Source organism: Snodgrassella sp. W8132, from assembly GCF_016100865.1.
Lineage (GTDB): Bacteria > Pseudomonadota > Gammaproteobacteria > Burkholderiales > Neisseriaceae > Snodgrassella > Snodgrassella alvi.
The window spans coordinates 1,435,045-1,450,345 of sequence record NZ_JACFRQ010000001.1; the positions used below are offsets into that span (position 1 = coordinate 1,435,045).

Consider the following 15,301-nt stretch of genomic DNA (forward strand, 5'->3'; position numbering starts at 1 on the left):
AGTATCCTTAATAAATTTAGCGCATTATACCGAAGCCAATGCCACAGTTGCAGGCAAATTGCGACTATTTACGCCGTTTAAAGCCATTATTCCGGTAACCAGCCGCCCAAATGATGCACCAGCTCAGCAAGCAAATCGCCTAAGGCTTCTGCCATCAGTATTTGTGATGCAAAGGTTATACTTTGCATATCGTCTCCCTGCCCTGCAGCTTCCTCCTGAATCACATCCAGAAACTGAATACGTTTAAGAGTAAAATCCTGCGTCAGCACAAAACGTACTCTGTCCTGCCAGCATAACCCCAACTGAGTAACAACCTTACCATTTTTGACCAGATTAACCACTTCCTCTGCGGTTAAATCCTGATGGCTGATACGAACTACAGGTGCAGCATCACCCAGTCCTTTGAGTTCACAATCACAGTCCAGCTCAAAATGACCGGCTGCATCTCCTCTTAACAGCCATTCCGTCATCAGACTTCCAGGCGACTGCTGAGTGCGTGGCAGCTTCGCTTCCAGCCCGCCCAGTGCCTCACGTAATTTCGTAAGCAGCATTTCAGCACGATTGGCATTGGCCTGATTAATCATCAATAAGCCGCGCTGAGTATCAATAATGGCTTCTGTTTTACCACTTTTAGTAAAAGCACGCGGTAACAAATCATCGGTGATGGTTTCTTTTAGTTCCATCTTCTCCTTCCGCCCGACATTCCGCCCCTCAGCTTCACGAATCTCATTAATTTTTTCGTCAAGAATATCGCGCACAACGGCTGCCGGTAATACTTTTTCTTCTTTTTTTAGCGCAATGCGCCACGTATTCTGTGCCGGAAATACCATCTCTGGGCTAAACGATACAGGGCTGGCAAAACCAATACTGTCCCAATCCAATCCCATACACGGCTTAAACTGAGCTTCGGTCAGCTTATCAACTAAAGTTTCTAAATTCGGCAGATTGTCTTTATTGAGCGGATAAATACTTAATTGCTTAAACCACATGCGTAATTTCTTTCACAGCCAACTAGGAAATGAGTGATTATACGGCAGCTTGAACCTAAGTGCGTTATCTATACAACTTAATAAAATAATAATTGCTCAAATAAATAACCAAGTTAATTTCTTCAAAAATATTAATATAGTATAAGAATTGACCTAGTTAATCATCTCAATAGCTTTATACACATCAAATTTATTGTACATAAAACAACACAAATTAATAAATTATTCCATTTCAAATTAAAAAAAGCCAAATAACTTGGCTTAAATATATATATGGTCGTAATATCTAAAAATATATTTACATAAAATGTGTATTAGGCAGTCAGCTTTTGTTTGTTAACTATTTCTATATGTTTTTAACATTGAATTAAAGTGGAATGGCATTTTATAAAATGGTGATTTTTACTTGTATAGCAATTTTTTTTTCATTAATAATCATCTTTTCCAATAAAAAGCAAAAACCACCAGCTCCAACATCACGCAATCGTATTCAGAAAAGCTCGGCTTCGCAAATAGCCAAACCTCATCAAGATAATATTTTGTCTGTAGAAACAGAATCTGAAAAATCAGAATATGATAGCAACACGCAACAACCCTATTCTCAAAATAATATCAATTCAGTGATTATCGAGTTATCGACTCAATATAATAATGATAAACAATCAGTTAATAAAAATGAAGATGATGAACTGGTAACTTTTACAATTACCTCCGATAATTATTCAAAAAAATCAGAAATTCAGGATATCGAAGACGGACGCTGGCTCCCGCAGGATAGTTCAATTACCATTCAAAACCGGGAATTGAACAAAGGATTTATTTTCTACGGCAGTAAATTAATGGGATTAAACGGATACAGTAGTGAAGATAGTTTGATTGATCCTGCTTTACCTGTGTCTGAACCAGTTGAAATTGAAAATGAGACTGAATTCTATACTGATGCTACATTATGCTATTGGCCAAGCTATTCAGAACTTTCTCCTCAATGTCGCGGGATATATTTAGATTGGCTGGCATCTGATCGTTCTCATCCTAATATGCCTATAGGCTATGTTTTCCTATATTTTTATGGTTTGGAACGTCGCATCATTGCCAACAAAAACTCCATTCATTTAATTGATACAAAAGAATATTTTGAAATATTTTATGAAATAGTACGTTTACGGAAAATTTATGACAGTAATTATTCTTTCAATAATTATTCGGGCAATTTACTGGCATTAATGATCTATTTACGTCCAGCTATTACTAAACAGCTGAAAAATGAATTATTCCAATTTTCAAATGAATTATTTTTTAAACTGATACTGGCTGTAACAGTAAAAAATGAAAAACCTGTAAAGGCAAGCTTAGCATTAGACTGGTTAGATTACACTTCTGAATATTATTTCAGAACAGCTGCACGACGCTGTAAAGAGGAGTTTCGACAGCTTTTCTTTCTGAAATTTAATGAACATTTTCCTGAGGGTATCCTGATTAAACCTAATAAGACAAGATTAAAAATCGACTATCAGGCTGCAAATCGCTCTATTGGCTTTTGCCAATGGGATAATCCCAATTTACCAGACCCAAGCATATTAACAAAACCTTTAAAAAGCTTGATTGCAATAGCGGAACTATGTACAAATTTATTAAGCGAATACAGCCGTTACTTAGCAAGAGAAAATTCTTCCCGTAATGATATTACTGCCCTAACTTTGTTGCCGGCAGAACTGTTTAATATAAACAATTCTCCTGTAATTAAACAGTTCAGAGCATGGGTCAATCATGTCTTGCTGGAGCGGAACGGTTTGGCTTCGGTAAAGGATTTTTGGAAAAATATCAATACCGAATTACCAAAAGCAATTAATAAAAAAGAAAATGAGCTGATGCAGCGGATGGCAAACAAATTTGGTTTAACTATAATACCTGACAGCCGCATTCAAACAATTAAAATCAATCCTGAAGATAAAATTGTACTACATGATTCTCTGGATTTAGTGAATTTTCATCCCAGTGCAGAGTTTCGATATACTGAGCTATTAATAAGACTAGGCGTAATCGTAGCAAATATTGATGGTTTCATTCATGAGAAAGAAAAAGAATTACTAAAACGTTTTATAGATTCTAATCAAAATTTACAAGATACAGAAAAACAGTATTTACAACTTTTTTTATTATCGTGTTTGAATAATACTCATGGCATGCAAGGTTTAAGAGATAAAATAGCAAAACTTGATTCCAACCAAAGAAAAATTATTAGTCATCTGCTCATTTCCATTGCTCTGGCAGACGGTGATGCAGCACCTGCTGAAATCAAACAGATTGAAAAATTATACACTGCTTTAGGGTTAGACAAATTTACCGTAGTCAATGACATTCACACACTATCAGCATCCTCCAACAAAGCTCTGCAAAAACAACCATTAGCAGCATCAGAAAATAATAAAACTGATACAGATAAAAAAAGCAATATTATCCTTGACTCGGCTATTCTTAAACTGCATGAAAGCGAAACCAGTGATGTGCAATCGTTACTAAGCTCTATATTTACTGATATTGAAGAAGAACCGACAGTACCTCAGCCTGAATTGCCGGATAACCAGAATCTTGATAGCACTCATCAACAGCTCTTAAACATTTTGATTACAAAAGAACATTGGAAGCGTGATGAATATATTGAATTATGCAAAAAATTTAATTTACTTCCCGACGGTGCAATTGAAACCATAAACGAATGGGCCTATGAATGTGTAGATGCACCACTTATAGAAGAAAATAATGATATTTATATAGATTTTGAAATATTAACTGAATTACAAGGATAAAATGATGACAGAAAAAAAAATCAGAGCAAAAGAAAGAGATGCAATTATTCAATCCCTGAAAGCAGGTGTTACTCCGAAAATCGGTATTCAGTATATACAGGTTGGAAGAGTTAATGAATTAAAAGCCATGATACAAGATATCCAGCGTATAGAAGATGGAGGAGCTGCTTTCAGGCTGATTATTGGTGACTATGGTTCAGGCAAAACTTTTTTTATGAGTGTAGTAAGAGCAATTGCACTGGAACGGAAATTTGTAACATTACATGCAGATTTATCTCCAGACAGACGCCTGCATGCTACTGGTGGTCAGGCCAAAAATCTCTACTCAGAATTAATGAAAAATATGTCTACACGTAATAAACCTGATGGAAATGCCCTGACCAGTGTTGTAGAAAAATTCATTACCCAAGTTCAGAAAGAAGCAGAAAGTAACGACTACAGTGTAGAGAAAGTTATTCATAAAAGACTCACAGCCATATCTGAAATGGTTGGAGGTTATGATTTTGCCAAAGTTATTGAAATATATTGGAAAGCAAGCGAAGAGGATAATGAACATTTAAAAGCTTGTGCGATTAAATGGTTAAGAGCAGAATACAGCACCAAAACCGATGCCCGCAATGATTTAGGGGTTAGAACCATTATTTCCGACGCTTTTTTTTACGATGCTTTAAAAATAATGAGTCTATTTGTACGACAGGCTGGTTATAGCGGATTATTGGTTAATCTGGACGAAATGGTAAATTTATATAAGCTAAGCAATACACAGGCCAGAAAATCTAATTATGAGCAAATATTACGCATATTAAATGATTGCTTACAGGGAAATGCTGAATATATTGGCTTCTTATTAGGTGGAACACCTGAATTTCTGCTTGATCCTTACAAAGGCTTATATAGTTATGAAGCATTGCAAACAAGACTTGCAGAAAATAATTTTGCTAAACAAGCAGACGTAATCGATTACTCATCCCCAGCATTACATTTAGCCTGTCTTTCCCCCGAAGAATTATATATTTTACTAAAAAATCTTCGGCATATTTATGCCTCAGGAGACAGTACCAAATACCTTGTCCCAGATGATTCTTTAACGGCATTTCTGATTCATTGTAACCAAACCATCGGAGAAGCCTATTTCAAAACGCCACGTAACACTATTAAGGCATTTTTGGATATGCTTACTGTTATAGAACAACATCCAGAGATTTCATGGCAGCAACTACTTGAATCACTCAAAATAGAAGAAGAAAAAAACTCTGATATGGAAATAGAAATTGAAAATGATGATAATCTGACAGATTTCAGACTGTAATGCAAAGCTATCATTTACTAAACCAAAAAGTAAAGAAGTGGATTTACCAGCAAGGTTGGAATAGTCTGCGAGAAATTCAGCAACTTGCTATTGCACCGATACTTGCTGGAAAAACCGATGTACTAATTAGTGCCTCAACAGCTGCAGGCAAAACGGAAGCTGCGTTTTTGCCTGCCTGTAGTAAATGCATGGAAATACAAAATGGAGTAAGTATCTTATATATCAGTCCATTAAAGGCATTGATTAATGACCAGTATCGTCGCCTTTATAGCCTGACGAAAGTGCTTTCGATGCAACTTACCCCATGGCACGGAGATATTCCTGCAAACCAAAAAACTAAATTTAAAAAATCTCCCTCTGGTATTCTGCTAATTACACCCGAATCGTTAGAATCAATGCTTCTCAATGATTCTGGCTGGTTCCGAAAAGCTTTTCAGTCATTGCAATATATCATTATTGATGAATTTCATGCTTTTATCGGTCAAGAAAGAGGCATACAATTATTATCTCTGCTAACTCGTACTGAGCACCTTATTGGCAAGCTAAAAACACCAGTTCCACGCATTGCCTTAAGTGCTACATTAGGCGATTTAAATAGTGTTCCTCTGTCGCTACGACCAAATCAAAGACTCCATTGCCAGATAATTCGCGAGACCCATGCTCATTCTTCACTTAAATTACAAGTACGTGGCTATATTGATCAATCTGAACAGGATGAGATAGAAAATCGTTTTTCTAAAACTACTAATACTGTTACAGATCAAATTTGTCAGGACATATTTCGCTTTTGCCGCGGTAGTAACAATCTTGTTTTTGTTAACAGCCGACCAAAGTGTGAAAAAATTGCTGTTTGCCTGAGTGATATGTGTGAGCAAAAAAATCTGCCGAATGAATTTTTTCCGCATCATGGCTCTTTAGCAAAATCATTTCGGGAATCCTTAGAACAACGTTTACAGAAAAGTTCACTTCCAACTACTGCAATTTGTACCATGACGCTTGAATTAGGAATTGACATTGGTAAAGTTAATTCGGTTATACAAGTAGGTAGCCCGCATTCTGTTTCTAGTTTGCGACAGCGTGTAGGACGAAGTGGCAGACGTGGCAATTCATCAATATTACGGATGTTAATAGCTGGAACAAAAAAAACAGAAACATCTAATTTTATCGATTTATTACATCTGGACTTAATTCAAGCATTAGCTATGGTACGTCTGTTAATCAGCAGTAACTGGTTTGAACCAGTCGATAACGGCCTGCTTCATTTCTCAACACTTTTGCATCAAATTTTGTCTGTACTTGCTCAATGGGGTGGTATCCGGATAGAACAGCTTTACCAATTATTATGCAAGGAAGGACCTTTTCAAAACGTTACCACATCTCAGTTTAAAAGTTTGCTCAGACATATGGGTTCAGAGCAATTAATTGGCCAGACACACAACGATATTCTGATTTTAGGCGTAAATGGTGAAAAACTTGTTAACCATTATACTTTTTATAGTGTCTTCCAAACTCCGCTTGAGTATCGGGTAATAACCAAAAATAAAACGCTAGGATCTATACCAGTCACGAATATACTCATAAAAGGGCAAAATATCATTTTTGCTGGCCAGCGCTGGCAAATAATCAGCATTGATATTACAGATAAAATCATTTTAGTTGATAAAACAAAAGGAGGAGTTCCTCCGACATTTCAAAATAATAGTTTAAATATTCATGAAACTATCCGTAAGGAAATGTATCAAATATTATGTGATGAAGATTTCAGGATATCAGCTGCAAACGGGAAAGCAGATTTTACCGATAATAATGCTAAAAACCTGTTTATTGAAAGCTGTCGTTTTTTTAAATATTTTAAACTTTCTACAGAAAGATTAATCCAGTACGATAACACAGTGTATATATTAACGTGGGAAGGAGACAAAGTTATTAATACCCTCTTTGCCCTTTTACATCGGAAAGATCTGACCCTAGCGATAAATAATGGAATAATTTTAGTATATGATAAATCAATTGAAGATGTCGAAAAAATATTAAAACAACTTGCTGAGGAAGATTTTGGTGAAGATTGGGCACTTGCACAACTTGTTCCAGAACATAAACAGGAAAAATTTGACTCTTATCTCCCTGAACATTTGTTATTAATGAAATATGCCCGTCAGGCTTTTGATTTACAAGCAACAAAAAAATGGTTACAGCAATTTGCTCATACAAAATCAGAAATTACTAAAACATAATATTCATATAATAATTATTTTCAAATCAATAATTAAAGTTATTTTTCCGGCACGATGCGAATAAATCCAGCTGAGTTTGGTATTCACTGGTTTTCACATCCATTAGTCCCAATACTGAATGAAAAATATTATCATGTGAAAATTCTTGCTGATGCGCATGCCGGCGTAAGCAGTTCATATCCAGATTACTGATACTGGCAAAATCATGGTTTGCCCAGAATAGCATAGGTACATGGGTTTGCTCTTCTGGTGCAATGGCATAGGGTGTTGCATGCAGATATATACCGTTTTCACCCAAAGATTCTCCATGATCAGAAAAATACCACATCGCACTGGCCAGACCGGATTCATTTTGTAATAACTTAATTATTTCTGCCAGTATATGGTCTGTATACAGCACCGTATTATCGTATGTATTACGCAATTGCTCCCTGGTACACTGCTGAATCTGATTCGTATCACACGTCGGTGTAAAGCGCCGGAATGCCTCAGGATAATGCTGATAATAAGCAGGACCGTGACTACCCATTGTGTGCAATACCAGAACAGCATCATCAGGCATATTGGTAATCATATCGTGTAAATTAATTAACAGGCTTTCATCCAGACAACCATCACTATTACATTTCAAATTCGGAGCCCAGTCCCGCACATCCAGATGACGGATACGGTCACATACACCTTTACACCCGCCATCATTATCATGCCAGCTTACTGTAACTCCTGAACGTTGCAAAACATCCAGCAGCCCTTCCTGATGTTTTGCCAGATTAGCCTGATAATGCTGGCGTGGCATATTCGAGAAAAGACAGGGTAAAGACACAGCCGTTGCTGTACCACACGAACTAACCTGAGGGAAATTGACAACCTGATCACCCATAGCAGTAAGCTCTGGCGTAGTCTGACGCGGATAACCATTCAATCCCCAATTCTGAGCGCGCGTGGTTTCACCCATCACCAGTATCAATAACCGTTTATTCCCATGACGCTGATGACTGGCATCCAGTCCTATGCGTTGCAAAGGCTGATGAGCATCATATGTGTTATAAGCAGTTTTTACTGCTGCTCCGACAAAATTAGTGGGCACTATTAAATGATTCACAGTTTTATTATTCCGGAAAAAAGAAATATAACTGCCATACGCAAGCAGAATAACTGTAAAAACCGTAATCAAAGAAGTAATTATGACAACAATTCGTTTGCCGAATTCACGATACCATGGTTTTGTATAGTGAATATTAACACCCCAGCAATACCACTGCGCCGGCAATAAGCCGGTAATACCCAGCCACATCCAGAATTGAGGCGTCAGCCAGGCACCGGCTTCACCTATATTAGTTTGCATAATGTTTTGCAGCATATTGGCATCAAAATAAATATGCTGCATCATCACTGCATAGCTTACAGCTGAACCCAGCAACAGAAGCAATGGCACCATCAACCGATGTAAATATGGCCAGAATAACAACTGCATACAAAAATTCATTGCAGCCAGCATCAAAACGGGCACGGTAAACCAGAAAATAACATTATTTTTCAGGGTTACATGCTGAAACAGATAGCTCCAGAAGCCTAAATTAAATATTAATAAGATATAAATACTGAGCAATAATATGGCCCGATTACTGCTTAATACCCATTTCGACTGCATCATCAGCCCCTGTTAACTAAACAGCGGCAAGTGTAAAAAAACAGCCTTAAGTGAAGCTTAAGGTAAACCATGCCAATAAGCGGCATCATTGTGGTACGGTAATTAATATGTCTGCAAAGTACTAATTTGTACTTATCAGGAGCCCGAAATGAGCCAGTCATGGCATGATGAACAACATTTTTCTAACCGTAACAATTGGTTACGCGCAAGCGTTCTTGGCGCTAACGATGGACTGATTTCCACTGCCAGCCTGCTAATGGGGCTGGCAGCAGCCGATCCCGATCAGCATACCTTGCTTATATCCGGTATTGCAGCGCTTGTTTCAGGTGCCGCCTCTATGGCTGCGGGAGAATATGTTTCCGTTTCCAGCCAGCGCGATACAGAAGCAGCTGATTTACGCAAAGAGCTGGACTCACTTATCCGATATCCGGAAATAGAACTGGAAGAACTGGCTAATATTTATCGTCAGCGTGGTTTAAACAAAACACTTGCACAACAGGTTGCTGAAGCCCTAACTAAACATAATGCCCTTGAAGCCCACGCCCGTGAGGAAATCGGTATCACCGAAGTCAGTAAAGCCAATCCGCTTCAGGCAGCTTTGGCTTCCGCACTGTCTTTTGCTTGCGGTGCTTTATTACCAGTATTACTATCTCTGTTAAGCTCTACCGTATGGCTGATGAGCATACTGTCTGTTACCACCATAGCCGGTCTTGGTATTCTGGGCTGCATATCAGCACATCTGGGCGGAGCTCCCAAACGTCCGGCTGTAATCCGAATAGTCATATTAGGTGCACTTGCACTGGCCTTTACCAGCATGATAGGTCGGATTATTGGTATCACTATATGAAAAAATATGCGTATACTGATTCTTGAAGATGACAGAGACATTGCTGACGGCCTTACTGCCGGTCTGAGCCAGCAAGGTATGGCTTGCGATATTTTTGCATCCGGCCGCCTTGGAGAACAGGCATTAAGTGTAGCACCATACGATGCTGTAATACTTGATTTAAGTCTGGCGGAAAGAGATGGTATGGACGTTTTAAGCCATTGGCGCAGCAAGAATCTCAGTACACCGGTTTTGATTCTCACTGCCCGCGATGCTCTGCCCGACAGACTTGCCGGTCTGAATGCCGGTGCTGATGATTATTTATGTAAACCTTTTGCGCTTGATGAAGTGATTGCACGTTTGCATGCGCTTATTCGTCGCAGTCAGGGCATCAGTCAGACCGAAATTAACTTCGGGCAGCTGAGTCTGAAACTTAACTCCTGTCATGCCTGCCTGTATGGCAAACCACTTAATCTTACCCAGCGTGAATGGCTGTTATTACAGCTACTCGTCACTCATCCGCAACATGTTTTCAGCCGCGCTCAAATCGAAGATAAACTGTATAGCTGGGAACAGGAAGTCGAAAGCAATGCCATAGAAGTACACGTGCATCATTTACGTAAAAAAATCAGTACAACCATTATTCGTACCCGGCGCGGACTGGGCTATCAGCTCGGAGAGGCACCTTGAAGCCAACCACTGCTATTAGTCGGCGCTTAATTATCTATCTTGGTATCACCCTGCCACTTCTGTGGATTCTGACAGCCATCATTAGCGCAGTGGCGGTAATGCATGAAATCAATGAAGCCGGTGATACACAAATGAGTCAGCTGGCACAGCGATTATTACATACACCGATCAACCTCAATTCCAGCCAATATCCCGCTTTACCATCTATTCCAAAACCACAGCGCGGGCTTATTGATGCCAAAGAATCTGGATACGCCATCTGGTATAAAGGTAAACTGATTAATGCCGATGAAACAGGCCAGTCTATTCCCTATCAACCGGATTATCAGGGATTTATCAATCAGGGATACTGGTGGCAAAGCCATGCATGGCGTATTTTTTATCTGAACAGTCCTCAGCAGCAACTCAAAGTAGCCGTATCATTCAGTATGCACGAACGTTTGCAAACTGTATTGCGTGCAGTATGGTCACAACTGGCAGTATCTATACTTGCTCTGCCGCTTTTACTATGGCTAATTGCATGGAGTGTACGCCGCGGTACACAGCCACTTCAGACACTGGCACAAACTCTGTACCATAGAGAACCGCACAGTATTACACCTCTTTCCAATATTGTGCCTACCGAAATTCTGCCTATTATCAATGCATTGAATGATTTATTTCAGCGTATAGAACAATCTCGCGCACGTGAACTGCGCTTCACAGCAGATGCAGCACATGAACTGCGCAGCCCATTAGCTGCACTTAAAGTACAAACAGAAGTGCTGGCACTTACCAGTCTGAACGATGCTCAGCAACAGCGTGTACGCAACATTGAACACAGCATCGACCGCACTAGCCGCTTAGTCGATCAGCTTCTTACTCTTTCCCGTCTTGATCCACTTACCGAGTTACCCCATACCGAAGCAGTTAACTGGAAAGATATTACCAATGACGCTATAGAGAGTGTCAGCTTGCTGGCACGTGAACGCCACTGTCGTATCCTGCGGCAATTTAATACTGATGAGGCGCCAGTATTACCTATTTACGGTGACCATACCCTGCTGACTATTCTTATCCGTAATCTGCTTGATAATGCCATTCGCTATAGCCCTGAACACAGTATTATTAATTTAACCCTAAACACAAACTCTATCAGCATTACTAATCCCTGTAATGATATTGCCTCAGAAAACCTGAAACGTCTGCGTGAACGCTTTTTTCGGCCGGCAGGGCAAGAAAGCAGTGGCAGTGGCTTGGGACTGTCTATTGTTGATGGTATTGCTCAGCTGCACTGGCTGCAAATGGAATTAGATATAGTAAAAATTAGAAAGTATAAAAATAAAACTATTAATTTCCAAGTTAAACTGCAACAAAAAGCATCATAATACAATAATAATATTAACTGAGATTTGCTTGTGAGATGGTGGGACTTTTAGCTAATGTTTGCACTGTTCTCTCAGCAACAGGCTTGTTAATCGGCGCCCAAAATTCATATAAACGAACCAAATCTTATGTTAGGCGATTTTATTCACTCGACCAAAGAAAATATAGGCAATAACAGCAATAACACCAAATACAAGAGATACAAAAAACATTGCATGGTAAGCATTGTTTACTGAAATTAATTGAGCTTGCGTCAGGTAAATAAGTATTCCTGATAATACTCCCCCAAATGCGCCGCCAATCTGCTGTACAACACGCGTGACAGCACTCGTGTCCTTAATTTGATTTTTATCACAAAACTCGAATGGAGAAGAGAGAACAGCAATCGTGGCGATGCCTAATCCGGAGCCTCGGACAGTAAAACCGATGATTTCAGAGGCGTTCCCACCAACTTGAATAATTAATATACTTATTGCTGATATTATTAATCCTACACCAATAATTAGAAATGAATTTATCTCACTTAGAGATTTATAAATAAATTTTCTAGCCAACCAGGCACCTACACCTTGTAGAGCAAGCAGCATACCAATATATGTAATAGATACATTATCCTTTATTGCTTGTATTAAAGGAAAATAAATCATAAAACCAAAAAAGATAAGCGACGTCAGAAACCCCATCATTATTGACATTGAATATTGAGGACTATTAAATGCACTTAAATCGATCTGTTTACTCTCTGACTTGTTATTAGTAATAAGCGAAACCATCATCAAACCAATACCTAAAACCAGCATAATAATATTAGAAATATCAAAAAAATGCCCAGATGCGATATTTTTAATAGAGATAAAAAATAGAATTAAAGCAATTAAAAATGTCATAAATACATAAATATTCATATTGTATTTAGACGTTTTATTCTCAGGTATTGTCGTCCTGCCAAAGAAAAAAGCCACAAGCACTAAAGGTATGTTAATAAAAAAAGCTATTCTCCAATTTAACTGTTCTGATATGATTGCTCCAAAAACTGGTCCTAGTGCAGGGGCAAAGACTGACGGAATAGCAATCAATGCCATAACTGGCTTTAGTCTTTCCTTACCAAAATAAGTCGCTATTGTGGATTGAGTAATAGGAATTAATATTCCTGCACCAAAACCTTGCAGACATCTAAACAGGATTAAAGAAACCAGATTATATGAAAATCCAACCAATATAGAACCTACAAGAAAAACAAAAATTGAGCATATCCATGCTTTCTTGAGTCCAAATTTTTCATGTATATAAGGAGATAGTAATATACCCGCAGCACAGGCTAGCATATATACAGTAACAGCCCACTGTATATAAGCATAAGAGGCATTAATGTCATTCGAAATTGAGGATAAAATAACATTAACAATGCTGCTATCCAGTAATGGCAATATACTAGATAGCGTCATAGCAAACACTAACTTTTTTTCTGCGGCCGTGAACTCAACTGATTGTGCCATGTCAAACTCTCTCTAGATAATTAATAAATTTGAAAATAACCAATAAATTTGTATAAAAAACTATTATTTTGCTCATCTACAACTTATCTATTTATTGCTAACTTGTTATCTTCAATACAATTAAGAGGACTTCAGGATAGTCAGTAGAATAGAGTTTTACTAACCAATTTAAGCCACAAAATATCCCATCGGGGCCATATAAATGAATACTCCGCTCATTTCTCCACAGATCGCTTCTTCTGATAGCGAACCGATGATCATATCGACAGTCAGCCACTCTTCACAAAGAGTGACACAACGTCATGGTCATTCAAGAGGACAACTACTCGGCACATTACAGGGTTTAATTTCAATTGAAGCAGAAAATTGTCAATGGGTAGTGCCCGCAACTCATGGAGTCTGGATACCTCCAAATGTACAGCATAGTCTTCTTGGATCACATGGGCCATTCGAAGGATGGAGCATCTATATACAAAAAAACGCATGTACTAAACTACCTGTCAAACCATGCGTTTTAGAATTATCTGACTTACTGCGTGAAGCAATTACACGAACCATGTCATGGCATAATTCAGAACTGGAACCGGAACAGAAGCGATTAATTGCCGTAATCCTTGACGAGATTAGAACAATGCCTCAAGTTGAGCTAGCACTTCCAATGCCAAAAGATATGCGTCTGTTAAAAATCGCTTTAGCTTTGTGTGATAATCCTGGCGATGACAGAAAAATTAACGACTGGGGCATTTGGGCTGGCATTTCCCGACGTTCATTAACACGTCGGTTTACAAATGAAACCGGGTTTAACTTCACAGAATGGCGTCAGAAACTGCGCATGTTAAAAGCGTTAGAATTGCTTGCTGCCGGAAAACCAGTCACAGAAATATCTTTATATTTAGGTTATGACAATATTAGCGGGTTTATTTCTATTTTCCGACGAAATTTCGGAATAACGCCGGGAAACTACCAAAAAGCCATGAGAAACCGTCTTTCATATCGAGACTTCACTCACACTACATTGCCTGGTTAAATACAACACAACATAAACCTTATTTTTAACCATGTAGCGAGTTTTTCGCTAATATACTCGGGCTTATTATCACAGCGTAACAATTTAAGTTGCCCTCTCCATTCAACGACCTGATTTATCGATTATATGACCTGCTCTGTGGGCAAAGATAAGTTCGCTTCTATAGTTAAACCTTCTGGATTAAAATCATCAATCACATTAAATAATCAACAGAACCGGCCATCAGCTAACTCTTCTTGCATAAAATTCATCAACAAGATTCATAGATGTTTTGGAGAACAGCCAGTAAATCAGGTATCACTCGTTTAAGGCGTTTTTTGGGGCTTTATTCGTAAATTCAAAGTGTAAACTTGCTGGTACGTGAACGCCAGTGTCGTATCCCGCACCAATTTAATTCTGATGAGGCGGCAGTATTACCTATTTGCGGTGACCATACCCTGATGACTATTCTTATCCGTAATCTGCTTGATAATGCCATTCGCTATAGTCCTGAACACAGTATTATTGATTTAACCTTAGACACAAACTCTATCAGTATTACTAATCCCTGTAATAATATTGTTTTAGAAAACCTGAAACATCTGCGTGAACACTTTTCCGGCCAACAGAACAAGAAAGCAGTGGTAGCTAATTAGGACTGTTTATTATTGATGGTATCACTTGTGTTAGATAATTTACAACTAGAAATTAAAAATTTGAAAAATAAACAAAATACATTTTCTATATTTTAAATTAAATTGAAATATAAATTTTTATAAAATTAAAAATGTTTTATTGTTTAAATCCTTAAAGTAAATTAGTAGGTAATAATTGATAAGATTATTTTTAATAATTAATAAATTGAACTTATTATATAAATATTATTATTGAATACTAAACAAATAGCTACTTAATAAGATATTTAATA

General features: G+C 38.0%; 11 protein-coding genes. 8 read left to right on the forward strand and 3 right to left on the reverse strand.

Annotation, left to right across the window (positions count from 1 at the left end; all coding sequences use genetic code 11):
- Positions 1-86 precede the first annotated feature (86 nt).
- Positions 87-989: a recombination-associated protein RdgC gene (locus H3U82_RS06385; RefSeq protein ID WP_025330195.1), complete on the reverse strand. Its 903-nt coding sequence runs from the start codon at positions 987-989 to the stop codon at positions 87-89.
- A 392-nt stretch (positions 990-1,381) separates the two neighbouring features.
- Here H3U82_RS06385 and H3U82_RS06390 point away from each other — a divergent pair, with 392 nt between their 5' ends.
- The 3 genes from H3U82_RS06390 to H3U82_RS06400 are packed head-to-tail and all read left to right on the forward strand — an operon-like array spanning position 1,382 to position 7,339.
- Positions 1,382-3,796: a TerB N-terminal domain-containing protein gene (locus H3U82_RS06390; RefSeq protein WP_198209690.1), complete on the forward strand. Its 2,415-nt coding sequence runs from the start codon at positions 1,382-1,384 to the stop codon at positions 3,794-3,796.
- 4 nt (positions 3,797-3,800) lie between these two features.
- Positions 3,801-5,105, forward strand: coding sequence for an ATP-binding protein (locus H3U82_RS06395; protein ID WP_025330193.1), 1,305 nt, complete (start codon positions 3,801-3,803; stop codon positions 5,103-5,105).
- On the forward strand, positions 5,105-7,339 hold the full coding sequence (locus tag H3U82_RS06400) for a DEAD/DEAH box helicase (protein ID WP_198209692.1): 2,235 nt from the start codon (positions 5,105-5,107) through the stop codon (positions 7,337-7,339). Before H3U82_RS06395 ends, H3U82_RS06400 begins: the two co-directional genes overlap by 1 nt.
- A gap of 25 nt (positions 7,340-7,364) precedes the next feature.
- Here the strand turns inward: H3U82_RS06400 and H3U82_RS06405 are convergent, their stop codons facing one another.
- Entirely contained in the window at positions 7,365-8,990 is a 1,626-nt protein-coding gene (locus tag H3U82_RS06405) for a phosphoethanolamine transferase (protein ID WP_232336117.1), read from the reverse strand.
- A 148-nt stretch (positions 8,991-9,138) separates the two neighbouring features.
- On the opposite strand from H3U82_RS06405, the gene H3U82_RS06410 reads away from it, so the two are divergent.
- From H3U82_RS06410 to H3U82_RS06420, 3 genes are read left to right on the forward strand one after another with little or no spacing between them, the layout of a single operon-like run.
- Positions 9,139-9,837 carry a VIT family protein gene (locus tag H3U82_RS06410; protein WP_037475619.1) on the forward strand — a complete coding sequence of 233 codons (699 nt, stop codon included), beginning with the start codon at positions 9,139-9,141 and terminating at the stop codon, positions 9,835-9,837.
- Positions 9,838-9,843: 6 nt separating this feature from the next.
- Positions 9,844-10,506, forward strand: a complete 663-nt coding sequence (locus H3U82_RS06415) for a response regulator (protein ID WP_037475621.1) — start codon at positions 9,844-9,846, stop codon at positions 10,504-10,506.
- A complete protein-coding gene (locus H3U82_RS06420) occupies positions 10,503-11,873 on the forward strand; it encodes a histidine kinase dimerization/phospho-acceptor domain-containing protein (RefSeq protein WP_198209696.1) in 1,371 nt (456 codons plus the stop codon). Before H3U82_RS06415 ends, H3U82_RS06420 begins: the two co-directional genes overlap by 4 nt.
- 129 nt (positions 11,874-12,002) lie before the next feature.
- Here H3U82_RS06420 and H3U82_RS06425 read toward each other — a convergent pair whose 3' ends face one another.
- Positions 12,003-13,367 carry an MFS transporter gene (locus tag H3U82_RS06425; protein ID WP_198209698.1) on the reverse strand — a complete coding sequence of 455 codons (1,365 nt, stop codon included), beginning with the start codon at positions 13,365-13,367 and terminating at the stop codon, positions 12,003-12,005.
- Positions 13,368-13,569: 202 nt separating this feature from the next.
- Between H3U82_RS06425 and H3U82_RS06430 the strand changes: the two genes are divergently transcribed.
- Both H3U82_RS06430 and H3U82_RS06435 read left to right on the forward strand, forming a co-directional pair.
- Positions 13,570-14,394, forward strand: coding sequence for a helix-turn-helix domain-containing protein (locus H3U82_RS06430; RefSeq protein WP_198209700.1), 825 nt, complete (start codon positions 13,570-13,572; stop codon positions 14,392-14,394).
- A gap of 350 nt (positions 14,395-14,744) precedes the next feature.
- A complete protein-coding gene (locus tag H3U82_RS06435; protein ID WP_198209702.1) occupies positions 14,745-15,029 on the forward strand; it encodes an ATP-binding protein in 285 nt (94 codons plus the stop codon).
- Positions 15,030-15,301: the final 272 nt, after the last annotated feature.

Excerpts from the sequence above, each read along its gene's own strand:
- H3U82_RS06385 (WP_025330195.1), bottom strand. The coding sequence starts at position 989 with ATGTGGTTTAAGCAATTAAGTATTTATCCGCTCAATAAAGACAATCTG.
- H3U82_RS06390 (WP_198209690.1), top strand. The coding sequence starts at position 1,382 with ATGGTGATTTTTACTTGTATAGCAATTTTTTTTTCATTAATAATCATC.
- H3U82_RS06395 (WP_025330193.1), top strand. The coding sequence starts at position 3,801 with ATGACAGAAAAAAAAATCAGAGCAAAAGAAAGAGATGCAATTATTCAA.
- H3U82_RS06400 (WP_198209692.1), top strand. The coding sequence starts at position 5,105 with ATGCAAAGCTATCATTTACTAAACCAAAAAGTAAAGAAGTGGATTTAC.
- H3U82_RS06405 (WP_232336117.1), bottom strand. The coding sequence starts at position 8,990 with ATGCAGTCGAAATGGGTATTAAGCAGTAATCGGGCCATATTATTGCTC.
- H3U82_RS06410 (WP_037475619.1), top strand. The coding sequence starts at position 9,139 with ATGAGCCAGTCATGGCATGATGAACAACATTTTTCTAACCGTAACAAT.
- H3U82_RS06415 (WP_037475621.1), top strand. The coding sequence starts at position 9,844 with ATGCGTATACTGATTCTTGAAGATGACAGAGACATTGCTGACGGCCTT.
- H3U82_RS06425 (WP_198209698.1), bottom strand. The coding sequence starts at position 13,367 with ATGGCACAATCAGTTGAGTTCACGGCCGCAGAAAAAAAGTTAGTGTTT.
- H3U82_RS06430 (WP_198209700.1), top strand. The coding sequence starts at position 13,570 with ATGAATACTCCGCTCATTTCTCCACAGATCGCTTCTTCTGATAGCGAA.